Annotated in this window: 16 protein-coding genes; 13 read left to right on the top strand and 3 right to left on the bottom strand. The window is 62.1% G+C overall.

Translation table 11 applies throughout. The annotated features are described in order from the left end of the window. The first annotated feature begins 922 nt into the window (after positions 1–922). From rpsF to A3AY_RS0131755, 13 genes are all read left to right on the top strand, one after another. Positions 923–1,369, top strand: a complete 447-nt coding sequence (gene rpsF / locus A3AY_RS0131815) for a 30S ribosomal protein S6 (protein ID WP_026204037.1) — start codon at positions 923–925, stop codon at positions 1,367–1,369. An 18-nt stretch (positions 1,370–1,387) separates the two neighbouring features. Beyond that, positions 1,388–1,636, top strand: coding sequence for a 30S ribosomal protein S18 (gene rpsR / locus A3AY_RS0131810; RefSeq protein ID WP_018329714.1), 249 nt, complete (start codon positions 1,388–1,390; stop codon positions 1,634–1,636). 251 nt (positions 1,637–1,887) lie between these two features. After that, positions 1,888–2,865 carry a DUF2232 domain-containing protein gene (locus tag A3AY_RS0131805; RefSeq protein ID WP_018329713.1) on the top strand — a complete coding sequence of 326 codons (978 nt, stop codon included), beginning with the start codon at positions 1,888–1,890 and terminating at the stop codon, positions 2,863–2,865. Between the two features lie 23 nt (positions 2,866–2,888). Beyond that, entirely contained in the window at positions 2,889–3,464 is a 576-nt protein-coding gene (rplI, locus tag A3AY_RS0131800; protein WP_018329712.1) for a 50S ribosomal protein L9, read from the top strand. A gap of 389 nt (positions 3,465–3,853) precedes the next feature. Then, positions 3,854–5,353 carry a replicative DNA helicase gene (locus A3AY_RS0131795; protein WP_018329711.1) on the top strand — a complete coding sequence of 500 codons (1,500 nt, stop codon included), beginning with the start codon at positions 3,854–3,856 and terminating at the stop codon, positions 5,351–5,353. Positions 5,354–5,497: 144 nt separating this feature from the next. Beyond that, complete coding sequence (locus A3AY_RS0131790; RefSeq protein WP_018329710.1) at positions 5,498–6,139, top strand: TerC family protein; 642 nt, start codon at positions 5,498–5,500, stop codon at positions 6,137–6,139. Between the two features lie 127 nt (positions 6,140–6,266). Further along, positions 6,267–7,433, top strand: a complete 1,167-nt coding sequence (gene alr, locus A3AY_RS0131785) for an alanine racemase (RefSeq protein ID WP_018329709.1) — start codon at positions 6,267–6,269, stop codon at positions 7,431–7,433. A gap of 47 nt (positions 7,434–7,480) precedes the next feature. Continuing rightward, positions 7,481–7,744 (top strand): type II toxin-antitoxin system ParD family antitoxin, encoded by a 264-nt coding sequence (locus A3AY_RS0131780; protein ID WP_018329708.1) that lies wholly within the window; start codon positions 7,481–7,483, stop codon positions 7,742–7,744. Further along, positions 7,734–8,051, top strand: coding sequence for a type II toxin-antitoxin system RelE/ParE family toxin (locus A3AY_RS0131775; protein ID WP_018329707.1), 318 nt, complete (start codon positions 7,734–7,736; stop codon positions 8,049–8,051). Before A3AY_RS0131780 ends, A3AY_RS0131775 begins: the two co-directional genes overlap by 11 nt. Beyond that, positions 8,051–9,454, top strand: coding sequence for a DNA repair protein RadA (radA, locus tag A3AY_RS0131770; protein ID WP_018329706.1), 1,404 nt, complete (start codon positions 8,051–8,053; stop codon positions 9,452–9,454). Before A3AY_RS0131775 ends, radA begins: the two co-directional genes overlap by 1 nt. 237 nt (positions 9,455–9,691) lie before the next feature. After that, positions 9,692–10,306 carry a CvpA family protein gene (locus A3AY_RS0131765; RefSeq protein WP_018329705.1) on the top strand — a complete coding sequence of 205 codons (615 nt, stop codon included), beginning with the start codon at positions 9,692–9,694 and terminating at the stop codon, positions 10,304–10,306. A 156-nt stretch (positions 10,307–10,462) separates the two neighbouring features. Then, positions 10,463–11,953, top strand: a complete 1,491-nt coding sequence (gene purF, locus A3AY_RS0131760) for an amidophosphoribosyltransferase (protein WP_018329704.1) — start codon at positions 10,463–10,465, stop codon at positions 11,951–11,953. 133 nt (positions 11,954–12,086) lie between these two features. Continuing rightward, the gene (locus A3AY_RS0131755) at positions 12,087–12,827 is read left to right on the top strand and encodes an SDR family NAD(P)-dependent oxidoreductase (protein WP_018329703.1); all 741 of its coding nucleotides are present in this window, start codon (positions 12,087–12,089) and stop codon (positions 12,825–12,827) included. A 72-nt stretch (positions 12,828–12,899) separates the two neighbouring features. Here the strand turns inward: A3AY_RS0131755 and pssA are convergent, their stop codons facing one another. From pssA to A3AY_RS0131740, 3 genes are all read right to left on the bottom strand, one after another. After that, positions 12,900–13,751, bottom strand: a complete 852-nt coding sequence (pssA, locus tag A3AY_RS36685; protein ID WP_018329702.1) for a CDP-diacylglycerol--serine O-phosphatidyltransferase — start codon at positions 13,749–13,751, stop codon at positions 12,900–12,902. 36 nt (positions 13,752–13,787) lie between these two features. Further along, entirely contained in the window at positions 13,788–14,486 is a 699-nt protein-coding gene (locus tag A3AY_RS0131745; RefSeq protein WP_018329701.1) for a phosphatidylserine decarboxylase, read from the bottom strand. 178 nt (positions 14,487–14,664) lie between these two features. Next, a complete protein-coding gene (locus A3AY_RS0131740; protein WP_026204035.1) occupies positions 14,665–16,551 on the bottom strand; it encodes an ABCB family ABC transporter ATP-binding protein/permease in 1,887 nt (628 codons plus the stop codon). Positions 16,552–16,668 lie beyond the last annotated feature (117 nt).

Below are 16,668 nucleotides of genomic sequence, written 5' to 3'. Positions count from 1 at the left end.
TGGGGCATGACATTGATCTCCAATTCGTGTCCAGAACGCCGCGAAACGTCTGAAAACGAGTAGAATCAATGTCATGCACCGTGTCTAGAAATTTAAACCGGACAGCAGTGGGCCTGACCCGAGGATCCATTCCTCAACCCACCAACGCTCAACCATTCGGGCGATGCGCGTGCTTGGATCCTCGGGCCAATCCTCGGGTTAACCCCGGGGACGAGGATGACAACACTTCTAACTGTCAGATTTTGTTGGTGAGGGACAAGCCCTACATCCCCATCCATCCCCGCCATCAAAACCTCTGCCATAATCTTCCCGTCCCGCCCACGGATACGCTGCCAGCCGTGGCAGTCTGGCGGGGCCGGCGCCGGTGTCAAGGAAAGGACGGAAGTCCCTGGCATCGGGGTTCGCGAGAAGGTTCCCCTCCGCAGGCCGATGCTGCTGCTGCGGGCGTGCAATCGCACAGAGGGCCGACAAGGCCGTAGCGGTACGAGTTTGCGGGCAAAAACCGCCAAACGGGCGCTGAGAGGTGTCACCTATTCTATTTTCACGAGGCAGCTTTCAGCGCCCCGTCCGAACTGTCCTTTGACAACCACGGCGGTTTTCCCGCGCGTGAACGAAGGCGTTGCGCACTTCCGCAGGCCACGCGGCGGCGCGCTAATTTCCCGCTGCCCCTTGCTTCTCGGGCAAAAATGCGTATAAGCGCGCTGTTCGCAACATCCGGTCTTCTGGCTGGTGGCTGAACGGAGGGCCGGTTTCCGCTTTTAGAAACCTGTCAGGACCTAAAGGGGTCCAGCCTCCCGTGTCTCCGCTCTCGACCGTCTCGAAACAACACTTTCTTGCCCGCTCGCTTGAGCCAAAAGAACAGTCGTTGAGGCTTAGCCGCCGGGGTCCGGGTGACGATTAACGCAAGAAAGGCTTGGCCATCATGGCTCTTTATGAACATGTATTCCTTGCCCGGCAGGATATTTCCGCTCAGCAGGTCGACGCTCTCGTCGAACAGTACAAGGGTGTACTGGAAGCTAACGGCGGAAAAGTCGGGCGCGTCGAAAACTGGGGCCTCAAGTCCCTGACGTACCGCATCAACAAGAACCGCAAGGCTCACTACGTTCTGATGGACATCGATGCTCCGGCACCGGCCGTTCACGAAGTCGAGCGCCAGATGCGCATCAACGAAGACATCCTTCGTTACATGACCATCGCTGTCGAAAAGCATGAAGACGGCCCGTCCGCCATGATGCAGAAGCGCGACCGCGACGACCGTCCGCGCCGCGATGGCGATCGTCCGGAGCGTGGCTTCGGCGACCGCGGCCCGCGTCCGGACCGTGGTGATCGTGAAGACCGTCCGCGCCGTCCGCGCGAAGACCGTGCATAAGGTTTAGGAGAAAAGACAATGGCTGACATTTCATCCGCTCCGGCCCGCCGCCCCTTCCATCGCCGCCGCAAGACCTGCCCCTTCTCCGGTGCCAACGCTCCGAAGATCGACTACAAGGACATCCGTCTCCTGCAGCGCTACATTTCCGAGCGCGGCAAGATCGTTCCGTCCCGCATCACGGCAGTTTCCCAGAAGAAGCAGCGCGAACTGGCCCAGGCCATCAAGCGCGCCCGCTTCCTCGGTCTCCTGCCCTACGTCATGTCCTAATGCATATCCCCTTGGAGCCCTGCTCCAAGGAAACGGATACGCATCTGGATTGACTTGACTCTCCGTTGAGAGATTGACTCGACGGAAGCTCACTCAGGTGAGGCGAACCGCCACCCGGCATCGCCTCACCTTCTCCCTTTCGCGTTGGGCGCGGATCGGAAACACCGGCGCATATGCGCTAAAACCCATGTTGGGGCTTTGTTCCTTCATCAGGAAACGCCTCTAACTGCTTGATAAGCAGGACAGCGACCGTGAAGACACCGAATGCAACATCGCTGCTGACCGGCGCCCTCGCCGGCGTGACCGCCGCCCTGCTCCTGCTCGGCGCGAACACGCAGTCGTATTTTGCCATTCTGTTCGTCGCTGCTGCAGCGCTGCCTGTTCTCATCGTCGGCCTCGGCTGGGGCAATGCCGCCGCCGCCGTTGCGGTTGTCGTCGCGGGCCTCGGCCTTGCGATGTTTGCCTCGCCCTTGTCTGCCCTGTTCGTCGTGATCATCATGCTCGCACCGGCCGCCTGGCTCAGCCACCTCGCCAATCTGGCACGGCCGGCTTCCGAACTCGGCGGCCCGGACGGCGCGCTTGCCTGGTATCCGCTGTCGGATATCCTCAGTCACCTCGTCCTTCTGGTAACGGTCGGCGCCATCATCATCGGCGCGATCACCGGATATGATGACCGCCTTGCCAGCCTTGTGGTCGATCAGGTGGTGATCGCGATGAAGGCACAGGATCCGCAGTACAATCTGAGCCCTGAGGTGATCGAGCAGCTCAAGTCTGCCTTCAATATCGGCTGGCCGCTGCTGTTTGGCATGCTCTGGGTCATGATCCTGTTTACGGCCTATTACGTCGCCAGCCGCATCGTCCAGATGTCGGGCAAGAACCTGCGCCCGCGCGAGGACATGCCGTCGACGCTGCGCATGCACCGCTATTCCATCTTCGCCTTCCTCGCCGGCCTGGTTCTCGCCTTCATGGGTGGAGGTCTGGCCACGATCGGCGCAGTCATCTGCGGCACCTTCGGCGCGGGTTTCCTGCTTGCCGGGTTCGCCGTCTTCCATTTCCGCACGCGTGGCAAGTCCTGGCGGCTGCCCGTTCTGTGGATCGGCTACATGTCGGTGCTGATCTTTCAGGTACCGGCATTCTTCTTTCTCCTGTCGGGCCTGATGGACACGCGGCGCGCCATCGCGCTGTCGCCGGCAGGGAAAACAACTGACACTGAATCAAAAGACCTCTGAACAGACAAACGAAAGGACATCCCATGCAAGTCATTCTTCTCGAACGCGTCGCCAAGCTCGGCCAGATGGGCGAAACCGTCAAGGTTCGCGACGGCTTTGCCCGTAACTACCTCTTGCCGCTCGGCAAGGCGCTGCGCGCCAACGAAGCCAACAAGAAGCGTTTCGAGGCCGAGCGCGCAACGCTCGAAGCCCGCAACCTCGAGCGCAAGTCCGAGGCCCAGACCGTTGCGGAACAGCTGGACGGCAAGTCCTTCATCGTCGTTCGCTCGGCTGGCGAAACCGGTCAGCTCTACGGTTCGGTCGCTGCCCGCGATATCGTTGAAACGCTCGCTGCCGAAGGCTTCAACATCGGCCGCAACCAGGTCGACCTCAACAACCCGATCAAGACCATCGGCCTGCACGACGTCGTCTTGCACCTGCATGCCGAAGTCGAAATCAAGATTCAGATGAACGTTGCCCGTTCGGCTGAAGAGGCAGACCGCCAGCTCAAGGGCGAAAGCCTCACCTCCGCCGACGCCATCTACGGCGTTGACGAGGACGCCCTGAAGCCGGAAGACTTCTTCAACCCGGAAGCTGAATACGAAGCCGAAGAAGAATAAGAACGGCCGCGCCGGTTCCGACCCGCGTCTTCAACAAAACTGAAAGGCCCGCGATTGACCTCGCGGGCCTTTCTGCGTCCGGGGCTATGGGAGCGTCGTTGCATCCTGAGCGGTGGACAGCCGTACAGTTGCGGCCAAAAAATTCTGCACCCGGTTCGAACCCACGTTAGAATAGCCTTGGACGATAGCGATTCGCGTCAGAAATCCAGTCAATAGCCGATGCCCGTATCGACAGATTTTTCCTGCTGAGCAGCGCGACCCTGTGAACAACGGTGACGGCTTGCCGTCGGATCAAATGCGTCGACGGCTGTTGCAGCTATACACTAGACCCCTGACCGCAATGTTCGCAAATCGGTACCGTAATCATCAGACCACAGAGACGGAACGCCATGAACGAAGCAGCGCGCAGACTTGTCCCCCTAGCCAAGGATCAGGCCGAAGCACACTATCGCGAGGCGCCGAACAATCTCGAGGCCGAGCAGGCGCTGCTGGGCGCCATTCTCGTCAACAACGACGCCTTCTACCGGGTCTCGGACTTCCTGAAGCCCGTGCATCTCAATGAACCGCTGCACCGCAAGATCTTCGAGGTCGCCGGCGACATCATCCGCATGGGCAAGACCGCCAACCCGGTCACCATCAAGACCTTCCTGAAGGCCGACGAGAAGGTCGGCGACATGACGGTGGCGCAATATCTCGCCCGTCTCGCCTCGGAAGCCGTCTCGATCATCAACGCGGAAGATTACGGCCGGGCGATCTACGATCTGGCACTGCGCAGGTCGCTGATCACCATCGGCGAGGACATGGTCAACATCGCCTATGACGCGCCGCTCGACATGCCGCCGCAGAGCCAGATCGAGGATGCCGAACGCCGCCTGTTCGAACTCGCGGAAACCGGCCGCTACGACGGCGGCTTCCAGTCGTTCAACGACGCGGTGGCATTGGCAATCGACATGGCGGGGCAGGCCTTCGAGCGCGACGGTTCGCTGTCGGGCATCTCCACCGGCATTCACTCGCTCGACGCCCGGATGGGCGGTCTGCAGCGTTCCGACTTGATCGTCCTTGCCGGACGTCCGGGCATGGGCAAGACCTCGCTTGCCACCAACATCGCCTATAACATTGCCGCGGCTTATGAAGGCGAAGTTCAGGCAGACGGGTCGATGAAGGCCAAGAACGGCGGCGTCGTCGGCTTCTATTCGCTCGAAATGTCGTCAGAGCAGCTGGCAACCCGTATCATTTCCGAACAGACGGAAGTCTCCTCCTCGAAGATCCGGCGCGGCGATATTTCCGAGCACGATTTCGAGAAACTCGTCGCCTGCTCGCAGCACATGCAGAAGGTGCCCCTTTATATCGACCAGACCGGTGGCATCTCGATCGCCCAGCTTTCGGCCCGAGCGCGCCGTCTCAAGCGCCAGCGCGGACTCGACTGCCTTGTCGTGGACTATATCCAGCTCATGACCGGGTCGGGCAAATCCAGCGACAACCGCGTCCAGGAAATCACCCAGATCACCACCGGCCTGAAGGCGCTCGGCAAGGAGCTGAACGTGCCGATCATCGCACTCTCCCAGCTTTCCCGCCAGGTGGAAAGCCGCGAGGACAAGCGGCCGCAGCTCTCCGACCTTCGTGAATCGGGCTCGATCGAGCAGGACGCCGACGTCGTGCTGTTCGTCTTCCGTGAGGAATATTACGTCAAGAACATGGAGCCGCGCGACGAGTTCGATCCGAAATACGAAGAGTGGAAGATGCAGTTCGAAAAGGTGAAGGGCACCGCCGACGTGATCATCGCCAAGCAGCGCCACGGGCCAACCGGCACCGTCAAGCTCGCCTTCCAGTCGGAGTTCACGCGCTTCACGGATCTCGCCGATCCGTCCTTCACACAATACGAGCATTGACCGGGAAAAGCCGCCTGCTGCGAGCCAATGGCCGCTCCGCACGTTGCAAATTGCCGGACTTCCGGATAAGCGAAAAGAAAATCAGCTGAATAACCGCGACTGCAACGGTCGCGGTCCAACGTCTCTAGTGTGGGGAATCTGTTCATGGACGCCTTAATCGCGCTGCTGCAGGTGCTTGCGATCGACCTTGTGCTCGCAGGCGACAACGCCATCGTCATCGGCCTTGCGGCAGCCGGTCTTCCCAAGGAGCAGCGCGGCAAGGCGATCCTGATCGGGATCGCGGCAGCAACCGTGCTGCGTATCGTCTTTGCCCTTCTCACCACGCAATTGCTGCAAATCCTTGGCCTGCTGCTCGTCGGCGGCATCTTGCTCCTGTGGGTCTGCTGGAAAATGTGGCGCGAACTCAGAACCACGGCGAAGGAAGAAGCCGAGGGCCTGGAATCGCTGACCGGCGAGGACATGGACAAGAACGGCACGATCGGCGGCGCTCCCCGCAAGACGCTGAAGCAGGCAGCCATTCAGATCGTCGTCGCCGACGTCTCGATGTCGCTCGATAACGTGCTCGCCGTTGCGGGTGCGGCGCGCGAACATCCCAACATCCTCATCATTGGCCTTGCGGTATCGGTCGCGCTGATGGGTGTCGCCGCATCGTTCATCGCCAAGCTGCTGCACCGCTTCCACTGGATTTCCTATGTCGGTCTCGCCATCATCCTCTTCGTTGCGCTGAAGATGATCTACGAAGGCTTCATGGAAGTTGAACCCGTCCTGACATCGTCGTTCCTGTAATCGGCGAATGGCTGCCGGCGGCACGGCTGCCGGTTGCCGCCTGAATAGCCGGGAAGCGGCGACAGACCGGCCGCTTCCGCGAGCGCTGCGATTGCAGTCGGGGCCGCTTGGCTGTATCCCTTGTGCCATGGCCCAATCCCACGATCCCTCCTCCACCCTTCCCGCATTCGATGCCGCCTCCAACCGTTTGATCATCGATCTCGGTGCGCTTGCAGACAATTGGCGCAAGATGGACAGGCTGTCCGGCAAGGCGCGTGCGGCCGCGGTGCTGAAGGCCAATGCCTATGGCATCGGCATCGAACCCGCAGCCGAAACACTGTATGCCGCCGGGGCCCGGGACTTCTTCGTTGCCAATGCCGAGGAGGGCGTTGCGCTGCGTCCCTTGGTGCCGGACGGGCGCATCTATATCCTCGCCGGCATGTGGCCGGGCAACGAACAGCTTTTCTTCGACAACGGCCTCGTGCCGATCGTCAACTCGCAAGAGCAGCTTGCCTTCTTCATGTCGGTTCTGTCGGAACGCGGCGATCATCCTTGCGTGCTGCATGTCGATACCGGCATGAACCGGCTCGGACTGACCGCGTCCGAGGCTCTGGCGCTGGCAAACGACCCGGCCCGCCCCGCGAGCTTTTCGCCTATCCTGGTGATGAGCCATCTCGCCTGCGCCGACGACCCGGAGCATCCGCTGAACCGTCGTCAGCTTGAATCATTCCGGGCGGTTACCGCCGCTTTCGAAGGCATCGAATCAAGCCTGGCCAACTCGGCCGGCGTCCACCTGGGAACGGATTTCCATTTCGACCTGACCCGTCCCGGCATTGCCGTCTATGGCGGCGAGGCCGTCAACGGCCTCGCCAATCCCATGAAGCCCGTCGTGACGGCGCAGGCCCGTATCATCCAGATTCGCAGCGTCCGGTCCGGCGAAACCGCAAGCTACGGCGCCTCGGCGCAATTTTCCCGCGACAGCCGCGTGGCAATCGTCGCCATCGGCTATGCCGACGGGTACCATCGCTCGGTGTCGGGCGCCGGCGTCACCTTGCGTCAGGCGAGGCCGTCGGGCGCGTTCGGTTTCCTCAACGGCCACAGAGTTCCGCACCTCGGCCGTGTCACCATGGATTTGAGCCTGTTCGACGTCACCGACCTGCCGGAAAATGCGGTCCGGCCGGGCGACTACGTAGAGCTCTTTGGCAACAACGTCGCGGTCGACGACGTGGCCCGGGCGGGCGGTACAATCGGCTACGAGATGCTGACGAGCCTTGGACACCGCTACGAACGAGCCTATATCGAAGCAGGCAGGTAGGAACTGTTCCGACCTCGTGTTAGATTAACGGCAAAGGAGTTTTCCCCATGTCCAACGCGAAAAAATCCTTCGTCATCGGCGATCATTTCGATGCCTTCATCAACGAGCAGGTCAATTCGGGCCGTTTCAACAACGCGAGCGAAGTCGTGCGCGCAGGGTTGCGGCTGCTGGAGCGGGATGAGACAAAACTTGCGGAATTGAAGCGGCTGATCAAGGAAGGTGAAGACGATATCGCGGCGGGGCGTGTCTATGAGTATGAAGACGGCGAGGCGCTGCTGAACGATATAATGCACGGACAGCATGACGATTAAGAGCCGCAAACCAATTTTTTCGCGGGCGGCTCGCGCGGACCTTCGGTCAATCTTCAAGTACATTGCGACGAGAAATCCTGAAGCGGCCGCCAACTTCGTTCTCGACATTCACCTGAAAATTCACTCAATCGCACGCAGCGGCTTTACAGGCGTCGCGCGCGATGAAATCGGTCAGAGCCTCCGCGGTTTGCCTTATCGCGACCGTTGCATTTATTTCCGTATCGAGGATACCCGTATCTACATCGTCCGCATCCTGCACGGTCGCCAGGACATCTCCTTAGAAGACTTCCCCGAAAGCGAAATTTGATGGCGAAAGCCCGGACACAATTCATCTGCCAGAACTGCGGCACCGTTCATGCCCGCTGGGTCGGAAAATGCGAAGCCTGCGGCCAGTGGAACACCATCGTCGAGGAAGACCCGATGGGTGGCATCGGCGGCGGCCCCGGCAAGACACCGAAGAAGGGCCGGCCGGTGGCGCTGACGACCTTGTCCGGCGAAATCGAGGACGCGCCGCGCATTCAAAGCGGCATTTCCGAACTTGACCGGGCGACCGGCGGCGGTTTCGTGCGCGGCTCGGCCGTTCTTATCGGCGGCGACCCCGGCATCGGCAAATCGACGGTGCTGATGCAGGCGGCGGCGGCACTGTCGCGGCGCAAGCATCGGGTCATCTACGTCTCCGGCGAGGAAGCGGTGGCGCAGGTTCGCCTGCGGGCGCAAAGACTGGGGGCGGCCGATACCGACGTGCTGCTGGCGGCCGAAACCAATGTCGAGGACATTCTGGCGACGCTGGGTGAAGGCAAGCGGCCCGACCTCGTCATCATCGATTCCATCCAGACCCTGTGGAGCGATATCGTCGATTCGGCCCCCGGCACGGTGACGCAGGTGCGCACCGGCGTGCAGGCGATGATCCGGTTTGCCAAGCAGACCGGCGCAACGGTCGTGCTCGTCGGCCACGTCACCAAGGAGGGCCAGATCGCAGGGCCGCGCGTCGTCGAGCATATGGTCGATGCCGTTCTCTATTTCGAAGGGGATCGCGGCCATCACTACCGGATTCTCCGCACCGTCAAGAACCGCTTCGGCCCGACCGACGAGATCGGCGTGTTCGAGATGTCGGACAAGGGGCTGCGCGAGGTCAGCAACCCATCGGAGCTTTTCCTCGGCGAGCGCAATGCGAAATCTCCGGGCGCGGCCGTCTTTGCCGGCATGGAGGGAACGCGGCCCGTCCTGGTCGAGGTTCAGGCGCTGGTCGCGGCAACGTCGCTCGGTACGCCGCGTCGGGCCGTCGTCGGCTGGGACGGAGCCCGGCTGTCGATGATCCTTGCAGTCCTGGAAGCGCATTGCGGCGTGCGGCTCGGCCAGCACGATGTCTATCTCAATGTCGCCGGTGGATACCGGATTTCCGAGCCCGCAGCCGATCTGGCTGTCGCTTCCGCACTGGTTTCGTCGCTTGCCGGTCTTGCCCTTCCCTCCGATTGCGTCTATTTCGGCGAAGTCAGTCTGTCCGGCGCCATCCGGCCGGTTGCCCATACAGCGCAGCGCCTTAAAGAAGCCGAAAAGCTCGGCTTTTCACAGGCTGTCCTGCCCTCCGCCTCCGCCGACCTGCCCAAGGGTAACGGCATGAGCTGGAGCGAGATGGAAAGCCTGCCGGATCTGGTGGCACGCATCGCCGGCTCGAAGGGAGCCTTGAAGCAGGCAGACAACGATGATTGAGGAAAACGCCGCGTAAAATCGGCGAATTCCGGTGAAAACAGTGTTCAACGATGAACCATCGAAAGACGCTTCCGGCGTGATGATATATGGTTCGCGGAAAATCAGCGCGGGGTCGCGCTGCATAGTTTTTAAATCGCGCTCGATTTAAAAATTATGCAGCGGATACAAAGGGGTTGTTGCGTCCTTGCGCGTCCGATGTGACGCGCGGCGCAGCAGGCGGTTTCGGAGTAGCACAATATGCCCATTACAATTCTCGACGGTATCGTTCTCGGCGTCGCGCTTTTCTCGGCCATCCTGGCAATGGTGCGCGGCTTTTCCCGGGAAGTGCTGTCGGTCGCAAGCTGGATCGGCGCCGCCGCTGCCGCCTATTTCCTCTACCCCTTTCTCCTGCCTTACGCGAAGAACTACACCAGCAGCGACACCGTCGCGATGATCGGCTCGGCCGGCGTGGTCTTCCTCATCGCCCTGATCGTCATCTCGTTCATCACCATGCGGATCGCCGATTTCATCATCGACAGCCGTATCGGTGCGCTTGACCGGACGCTCGGCTTCCTCTTTGGCGCTGCCCGCGGTATTCTTTTGGTCGTCGTCGCCATGCTGTTCTTCAACTGGCTGGTCGCGCCGCAGCAGCAGCCGGGTTGGGTGACGACTGCCAAGTCAAAGCCCCTGCTCGACAATCTCGGCGGCAAGCTGATCGCGCTCCTGCCGGAAAACGCCGACGCGACGATCCTCGACCGCCTGCGCGGCAAGGATACGACCGGCGAAGGCGAGAACGAAGGCACTGGCGGCGCGACCACTCAGCCGCCGGCCGAGGAAACGCCCGCGACCAATGGCGCGGCGACCAACGGCTAAGGCCGAGTGATGGAAAAATATGGGCCCGCTCCGGCGGGCTCTGTCCATTTAGCAATGATGGCATGCAATTCCCTCAAGTCCCTGTGGCTTGAAGGGCCGATGACCCGATACAATATGCGCAACGCGTTCCTGCCCTTAGGATAAAGGCCAACAGCGATGACCCATTTGCGATCCGAAGAGATCAACGACGAATTCGATGGCGATACGCTGCACGAGGAATGCGGCGTCTTCGGTATCCTCGGGCATCAGGACGCCGCGACCTTGACGGCGCTCGGCCTGCATGCGCTCCAGCATCGCGGGCAGGAAGCGGCCGGCATCGTCACCTTCGACGGCAGGCAGTTCCGCACCGAAAAGCGCATGGGCCTGGTCGGCGACCACTATACCGATCCGGCGATCCTCGCCAAATTGCCCGGTTCGATCGCCATCGGCCATACCCGCTACTCCACCACCGGCGAAGTGGCGCTGCGCAACGTACAGCCGCTGTTTGCGGAACTCGAAGTCGGCGGCATCGCCATTGCCCACAACGGCAACTTCACCAACGGCCTGACGCTGCGCCGCCAGATCATTGCCACCGGCGCCATCTGTCAGTCGACCTCGGACACCGAGGTCGTGCTTCACCTGATTGCCCGCTCGCGCCACAGCTCCACGGCTGACCGCTTCATCGACGCGATCCGGCAGATGGAGGGCGGCTATTCGATGCTCGCCATGACGCGCACCAAGCTGATTGCGGCGCGCGACCCGACCGGCATCCGGCCGCTGGTCATGGGCGAGCTCGACGGCAAGCCGATCTTCTGCTCGGAAACCTGCGCGCTCGACATCATCGGCGCGAAATATATTCGCGACGTCGAAAACGGCGAAGTCATCATCTGCGAAATCCAGCCGGACGGCTCGATCGACATCGACGCCCGCAAGCCGGCGAACGCGCAGCCGGAACGCCTCTGCCTGTTCGAATATGTCTATTTCGCCCGCCCCGATTCGGTCGTCGGCGGCCGCAGCGTCTATGTGGCGCGCAAGAACATGGGCATCAATCTCGCCAAGGAATCGCCGGTCGAAGGCGACGTGGTCGTGCCGGTTCCGGACGGCGGCACGCCGGCGGCGCTTGGCTATGCCCAGGCGAGCGGCATTCCCTTCGAATACGGCATCATCCGCAACCACTATGTCGGGCGCACCTTCATCGAGCCGACGCAGCAGATCCGCGCCTTCGGCGTCAAGCTGAAGCATTCGGCCAACCGCGCCATGATCGAGGGCAAGCGCGTCGTGCTGGTCGACGATTCGATCGTGCGCGGCACCACCTCGCTGAAGATCGTGCAGATGATCCGCGATGCAGGCGCGACCGAAGTCCATGTCCGCGTTGCCAGCCCAATGATCTTCTATCCCGACTTCTACGGCATCGACACACCGAACGCCGACAAGCTGCTCGCCAACCAGTATGCCGACGTCAAGGCGATGGCGAAATATATCGGCGCCGACTCGCTGGAGTTCCTGACGATCGACGGGCTCTACCGCGCCGTCGGCGGCGAGGACCGCAATCCGGCCCGTCCGCAGTTCACCGATCATTATTTCACCGGCGACTATCCGACCCGGCTTCTCGACAAGAACGGCGAAACCGCCGGGCTCAAGCTGTCGGTGCTTGCCAGCAACGGCTGACAGGGCTCCTCGGATCGGCAGGGATTCGAGGAAACCTCCCTTCCTCTCTTGAACATGCCACAGGCTGACTTGCGCCCGGCACCGGACGTGTGGCACAGCAAGCCCGCATCAATGAATTCGGAGCCACTCAGACATGATCGATCTCAAGGGCCGCATAGCACTGGTCACCGGCGCATCGCGCGGCATCGGCTATTTCACCGCACTTGAGCTGGCCAAGGCCGGCGCCCAGGTGATCGCCTGCGCCCGCACCATCGGCGGGCTGGAAGAACTGGACGATGCGATCAAGGCTGCGGGCAGGCTGCCGGCAACCCTGGTTCCCTTCGACCTTGCCGACATGGCGGCAATCGACAAGCTCGGCGGCGCCATCCATGAACGCTGGGGCAAACTCGACATCCTCGTTGCCAATGCCGGCGTGCTCGGCGTCATCTCGCCGATCGGCCATGTCGAGGCCAAGGTGTTCGAGAAGGTGATGACCATCAACGTCACCGCGACGTGGCGGCTGATCCGCTCGGTCGATCCGCTCTTGCAGCAGTCGGACGCCGGCCGCGCGCTGATCCTGTCCTCCAGCGCCGCCCACAAGTGCAAGCCGTTCTGGGGCCCCTACTCCGCCTCCAAGGCTGCGGTCGAGGCCTTGGCGCGCACCTGGGCCGGCGAGACGCAACGCCTGCCGCTGCGCATCCTCAGCGTCGATCCGGGTGCCACCAGAACCGCCATGCGCGCGCAGGCAATTCCCGGCGAGGATCCGTCGACCGTGCCGCATCCCTCGGAAGTCGCCGCCAAGCTGCTGCCGCTGGTCGGGCCGGACCAGACGCAGACCGGCAAGCTCTTCATCCTGCGAGAGAACCGGATCGTCGACTATCGGCTGCCGGCTTGATCTTCGAATACGGAAACTGAAAAAGCCGCCGCGGGTTTCTCGCGGCGGCTTTCTTTATGAGTAGCCAAAGCCCTACTTCTTGTCTTCCGGCAGCCCGTCCTCGACCGGCACCGGGTGATCCGGATGGAGCGGCCAGTCGCCGTATTTCTTCTGCCATTTGCGCGCCCCGAACGGCAGGCTGAGGAGATATCCGACGGCGGTGATCACCATCGTCTCCCAGGTGAAGCTCATCAGCGTCGCGACGTAGAGCACGACGAAGAGGATGACGGGCAGGACGAGATCGCGGCGGACGCGGTTTTCCGACTTGCCGGACCAGACCGGCAGGCGGCTGACCAGCAGGAAGGCGATCAGCACGGTATAGGCGGATGACACCACGGCGACGAGGCGGTCCGGGGCAAGGCCGAGAAGACCGAGATACATCGGCAGGAGGACCAGCATGGCGCCGGCCGGCGCCGGCACGCCGACGAAATATTCCGACTGCCAGGAGGCCTTCACTTCGCGCTCGGCCATGACGTTGAAACGGGCAAGCCGCAGGCCGGCGGCGATGACATAGATCAGCGCTGCGATCCAGCCGAGCGAACGGGCCTGGTCGAGAACGAAGGCGTAAAGAACCAGCGCCGGCGCGACGCCGAAATTGACGATATCGGCGAGCGAATCCATCTGCGCACCGAACTTCGAGGTCGCCTTCATCAGCCGTGCCACCCGGCCGTCGATGCCGTCGAGGAAGGCCGCGACCAGAACCATGGCGACGGCGAGCTCGAAGCGGTTTTCGAACGCCAGCCGGACGCCCGAGAGGCCGGCGCAAATGGCAAGCACGGTGATCATGTTGGGCACGATCAGCCTGAGCGGAATTTCCCGAAGGCGCGGGCCCCGCGCCTCGTCGTTCGGGCCGTTCGGTTCAAAGGACGGAAAGGGCGTTTCCATGACGTGCTCCTGTTCCAGTTTCGATGACGCCGCCGATCAACCGCGGCGGCTGATGACCGGACCCTTGGCGGAGCCGAATTCCGCAAGCACGGTTTCGCCGGCAATCGCGGTCTGGCCGAGGCTGACGCGCGGCTGCGCCCCCTCTGGAAGGAAGACGTCGAGCCGGGAGCCGAAACGAATGAGGCCGAAGCGCTCGCCCGGCTGCAGCGTATCGCCTTCCGCCGACCAGCAGACGATGCGGCGGGCGACGAGGCCGGCGATCTGGACAACGCCGATTTCGCCGTGGGCGGTTTCGATGACGAGGCCGTTGCGCTCGTTTTCGTGGCTCGCCTTGTCAAGCTCGGCATTGACGAACTTGCCGGCGCGATAGGCGATGCGGCGGATCGTGCCACGCATCGGCGCGCGGTTCACGTGGCCATTGAAGACATTCATGAACACCGAGATGCGCAGCATCGGGTCGGTGCCAAGGCCAAGTTCGTCCGGCGGCGTGACGAGCGCGATCGAGGAGACGCGGCCGTCGGCGGGGCTGATGACGAGATCGTCATCGAGCGGAGTCATGCGTTCGGGGTCGCGGTAGAAATAGGCGCACCATGCCGTCAGGACGAAGCCGATCCACATCAGCGGCTCCCAGAGAAATCCGAGGATCAGCGAGACGACGAAGAAACCGGCAATGAAGCGATAACCTTCCTTGTGCACCGGAACCAGCGTGTTGCGCACCGTATTGATCAAGCTCATGAAAAGGGATCTCCAGATTTTCGTTCGGCTAGGACGTACAGGGAAATGGCGGGCCGGGCAATGCGGCAAAGCGATAGGCAGTGGGCAGTAGGCAGTAGAGCGGCTTGGACCTCCTTGCCTATTGCCTATTGCCTATTGCCTATTGGCTATTACCCACTGCCTAAATCCTGCGCTCCCCTCACACTGCCGCTGCACCGCGCACGACAACTCCCAGGTCATCGCTTTCGCGGACCTTCTTCAGCATTTCCTCGGCCTGCGTTGCTTCACGCTGGCGGTTCCACATGGAGGCATAAAGGCCGTCGCGGTCGATAAGTTCCCCGTGCGTGCCCCGCTCGGCGATGCCGCCATCCTTGAGCACGATGATCTCGTCGGCGTGGATGACCGTCGACAGGCGGTGGGCGATGACCAGCGTCGTGCGGTTCTGCGAGACGATATCGAGTGCTGCCTGGATCTCCTGCTCGGTGCGGGTGTCGAGCGCCGAGGTCGCCTCGTCGAGGATCAGGATCGGCGGGCTTTTCAGCACCGTGCGGGCGATGGCGACGCGCTGCTTCTCGCCGCCCGACAGCTTCAGGCCGCGCTCGCCGACCATGGCGCCGTAGCCTTCCGGCAGGCTCTCGATGAATTCGCCGATCTGGGCGATATCCGCCGCCGCCTCGATTTCCGCCTGCGTCGCCGAGGTGCGGCCGTAGCGGATGTTGTAGGCGATCGTGTCGTTGAACAGCACCGTATCTTGCGGCACCATGCCGATCACGGCGCGCAGGCTCTTCTGCTTCACGTCGCGCACGTCCTGGCCGTCGATGGTGATGGCGCCCTGCTGGACATCGTAGAAACGGTAGAGAAGCCGCGACAGCGTCGATTTGCCGGCGCCCGAGGGACCGACGACGGCGACGGTCTTGCCGGCCGGCACCTCGAAACTGATGCCCTTGAGGATCGGGCGGGCGGGATCATAGGCGAAATGCACGTCCTTGAAGGCGATCGCGCCGCGATCGATCACCAGTTCCTTCGCGTCCGGACTGTCGACGACCTCGGCCTGAACGTCGAGCAGGTCGAACATCTTCTCGATATCCGTCAGGCCCTGGCGGATTTCGCGATAGACGAAGCCGATGAAGTTGAGCGGAATGGCAAGCTGTATCAGCATCGCATTGATGAAGACGAAATCGCCGAGCGTCTGCTCGCCGCGCTGCACGGCCAAGGCCGACATGACCATCATGACCGCGGTGCCCGCGCCGAAGATCAGCGCCTGGCCGAAGTTGAGCCAGCCGAGCGAGGTCCAGACCTGCGTGGCGGACCGCTCGTAGCGCGCCATGGACTGGTCGAAACGCTTGGCCTCCATCTCCTCGTTGCCGAAATACTTGACCGTCTCGAAGTTGAGAAGGGAATCGATCGCCTTGGTATTGGCGTCTGTATCGCTGTCGTTCATCGAGCGGCGGATCGAGATGCGCCAGTCGCTCGCCTTGATCGTGAACCAGATATAGAGCCAGACAGTGATGGCGGTCACAGCCAGGTAGCCGAAGCCATACCCCCACCAGAAGACCACCGCCGTCATAAGGAACTCGATCAGGGTCGGCACCGTATTCAGGATGGTGAACCGGACGATGGTTTCGATGCCCTTGGTGCCGCGCTCGATGATGCGCGACAGTCCGCCGGTGCGGCGTTCCAGGTGGAAGCGCAGCGACAGCTGGTGCATGTGAACGAAGGTGCGATAGGCAAGCTGGCGCACCGCATGCTGGCCGACACTGGCAAAGAGTGCGTCGCGCAGCTGGTTCAGTCCCGCCTGCAGCAAGCGCGCCAGGTTATAGGCAAGCACGAGCATCACGGCGCCGGTGAAGACGGCGGGGAGAACGCCGACAATGTCGGTCCTGCCGTTCAAGGCATCGGTCGCCCATTTGAAGAAATAGGGGACGAGCAGCAGCACGATCTTGGCGACCAGCAGGATGAGGGTCGCCCAGACGACGCGCATCTTGAGGTCGGTACGGTCGGTCGGCCACATATAGGGCCAGAGATTGATGATCGTCTGCAGCGGATTGCCTGCGTCCGCCGATACCGTCTTCTTCTGCGCTGCCACGTGCGTGTCCGCCTTCGTTCTTCGACTGTTGTTTCTCGACAGCCTCTGCGCGCTTTGGATGTCACCACGATGACCATCGATGGAAAGCGCGCCCGCAATCTCCAATCAAAAGCGGCG

Origin of the sequence: Rhizobium giardinii bv. giardinii H152 (genome assembly GCF_000379605.1) — a bacterium.
GTDB classification, from domain to species: domain Bacteria; phylum Pseudomonadota; class Alphaproteobacteria; order Rhizobiales; family Rhizobiaceae; genus Pararhizobium; species Pararhizobium giardinii.
The sequence above is the reverse complement of the archived record's forward strand: the minus strand, read 5'-3'. Positions and strand labels throughout refer to the sequence as shown.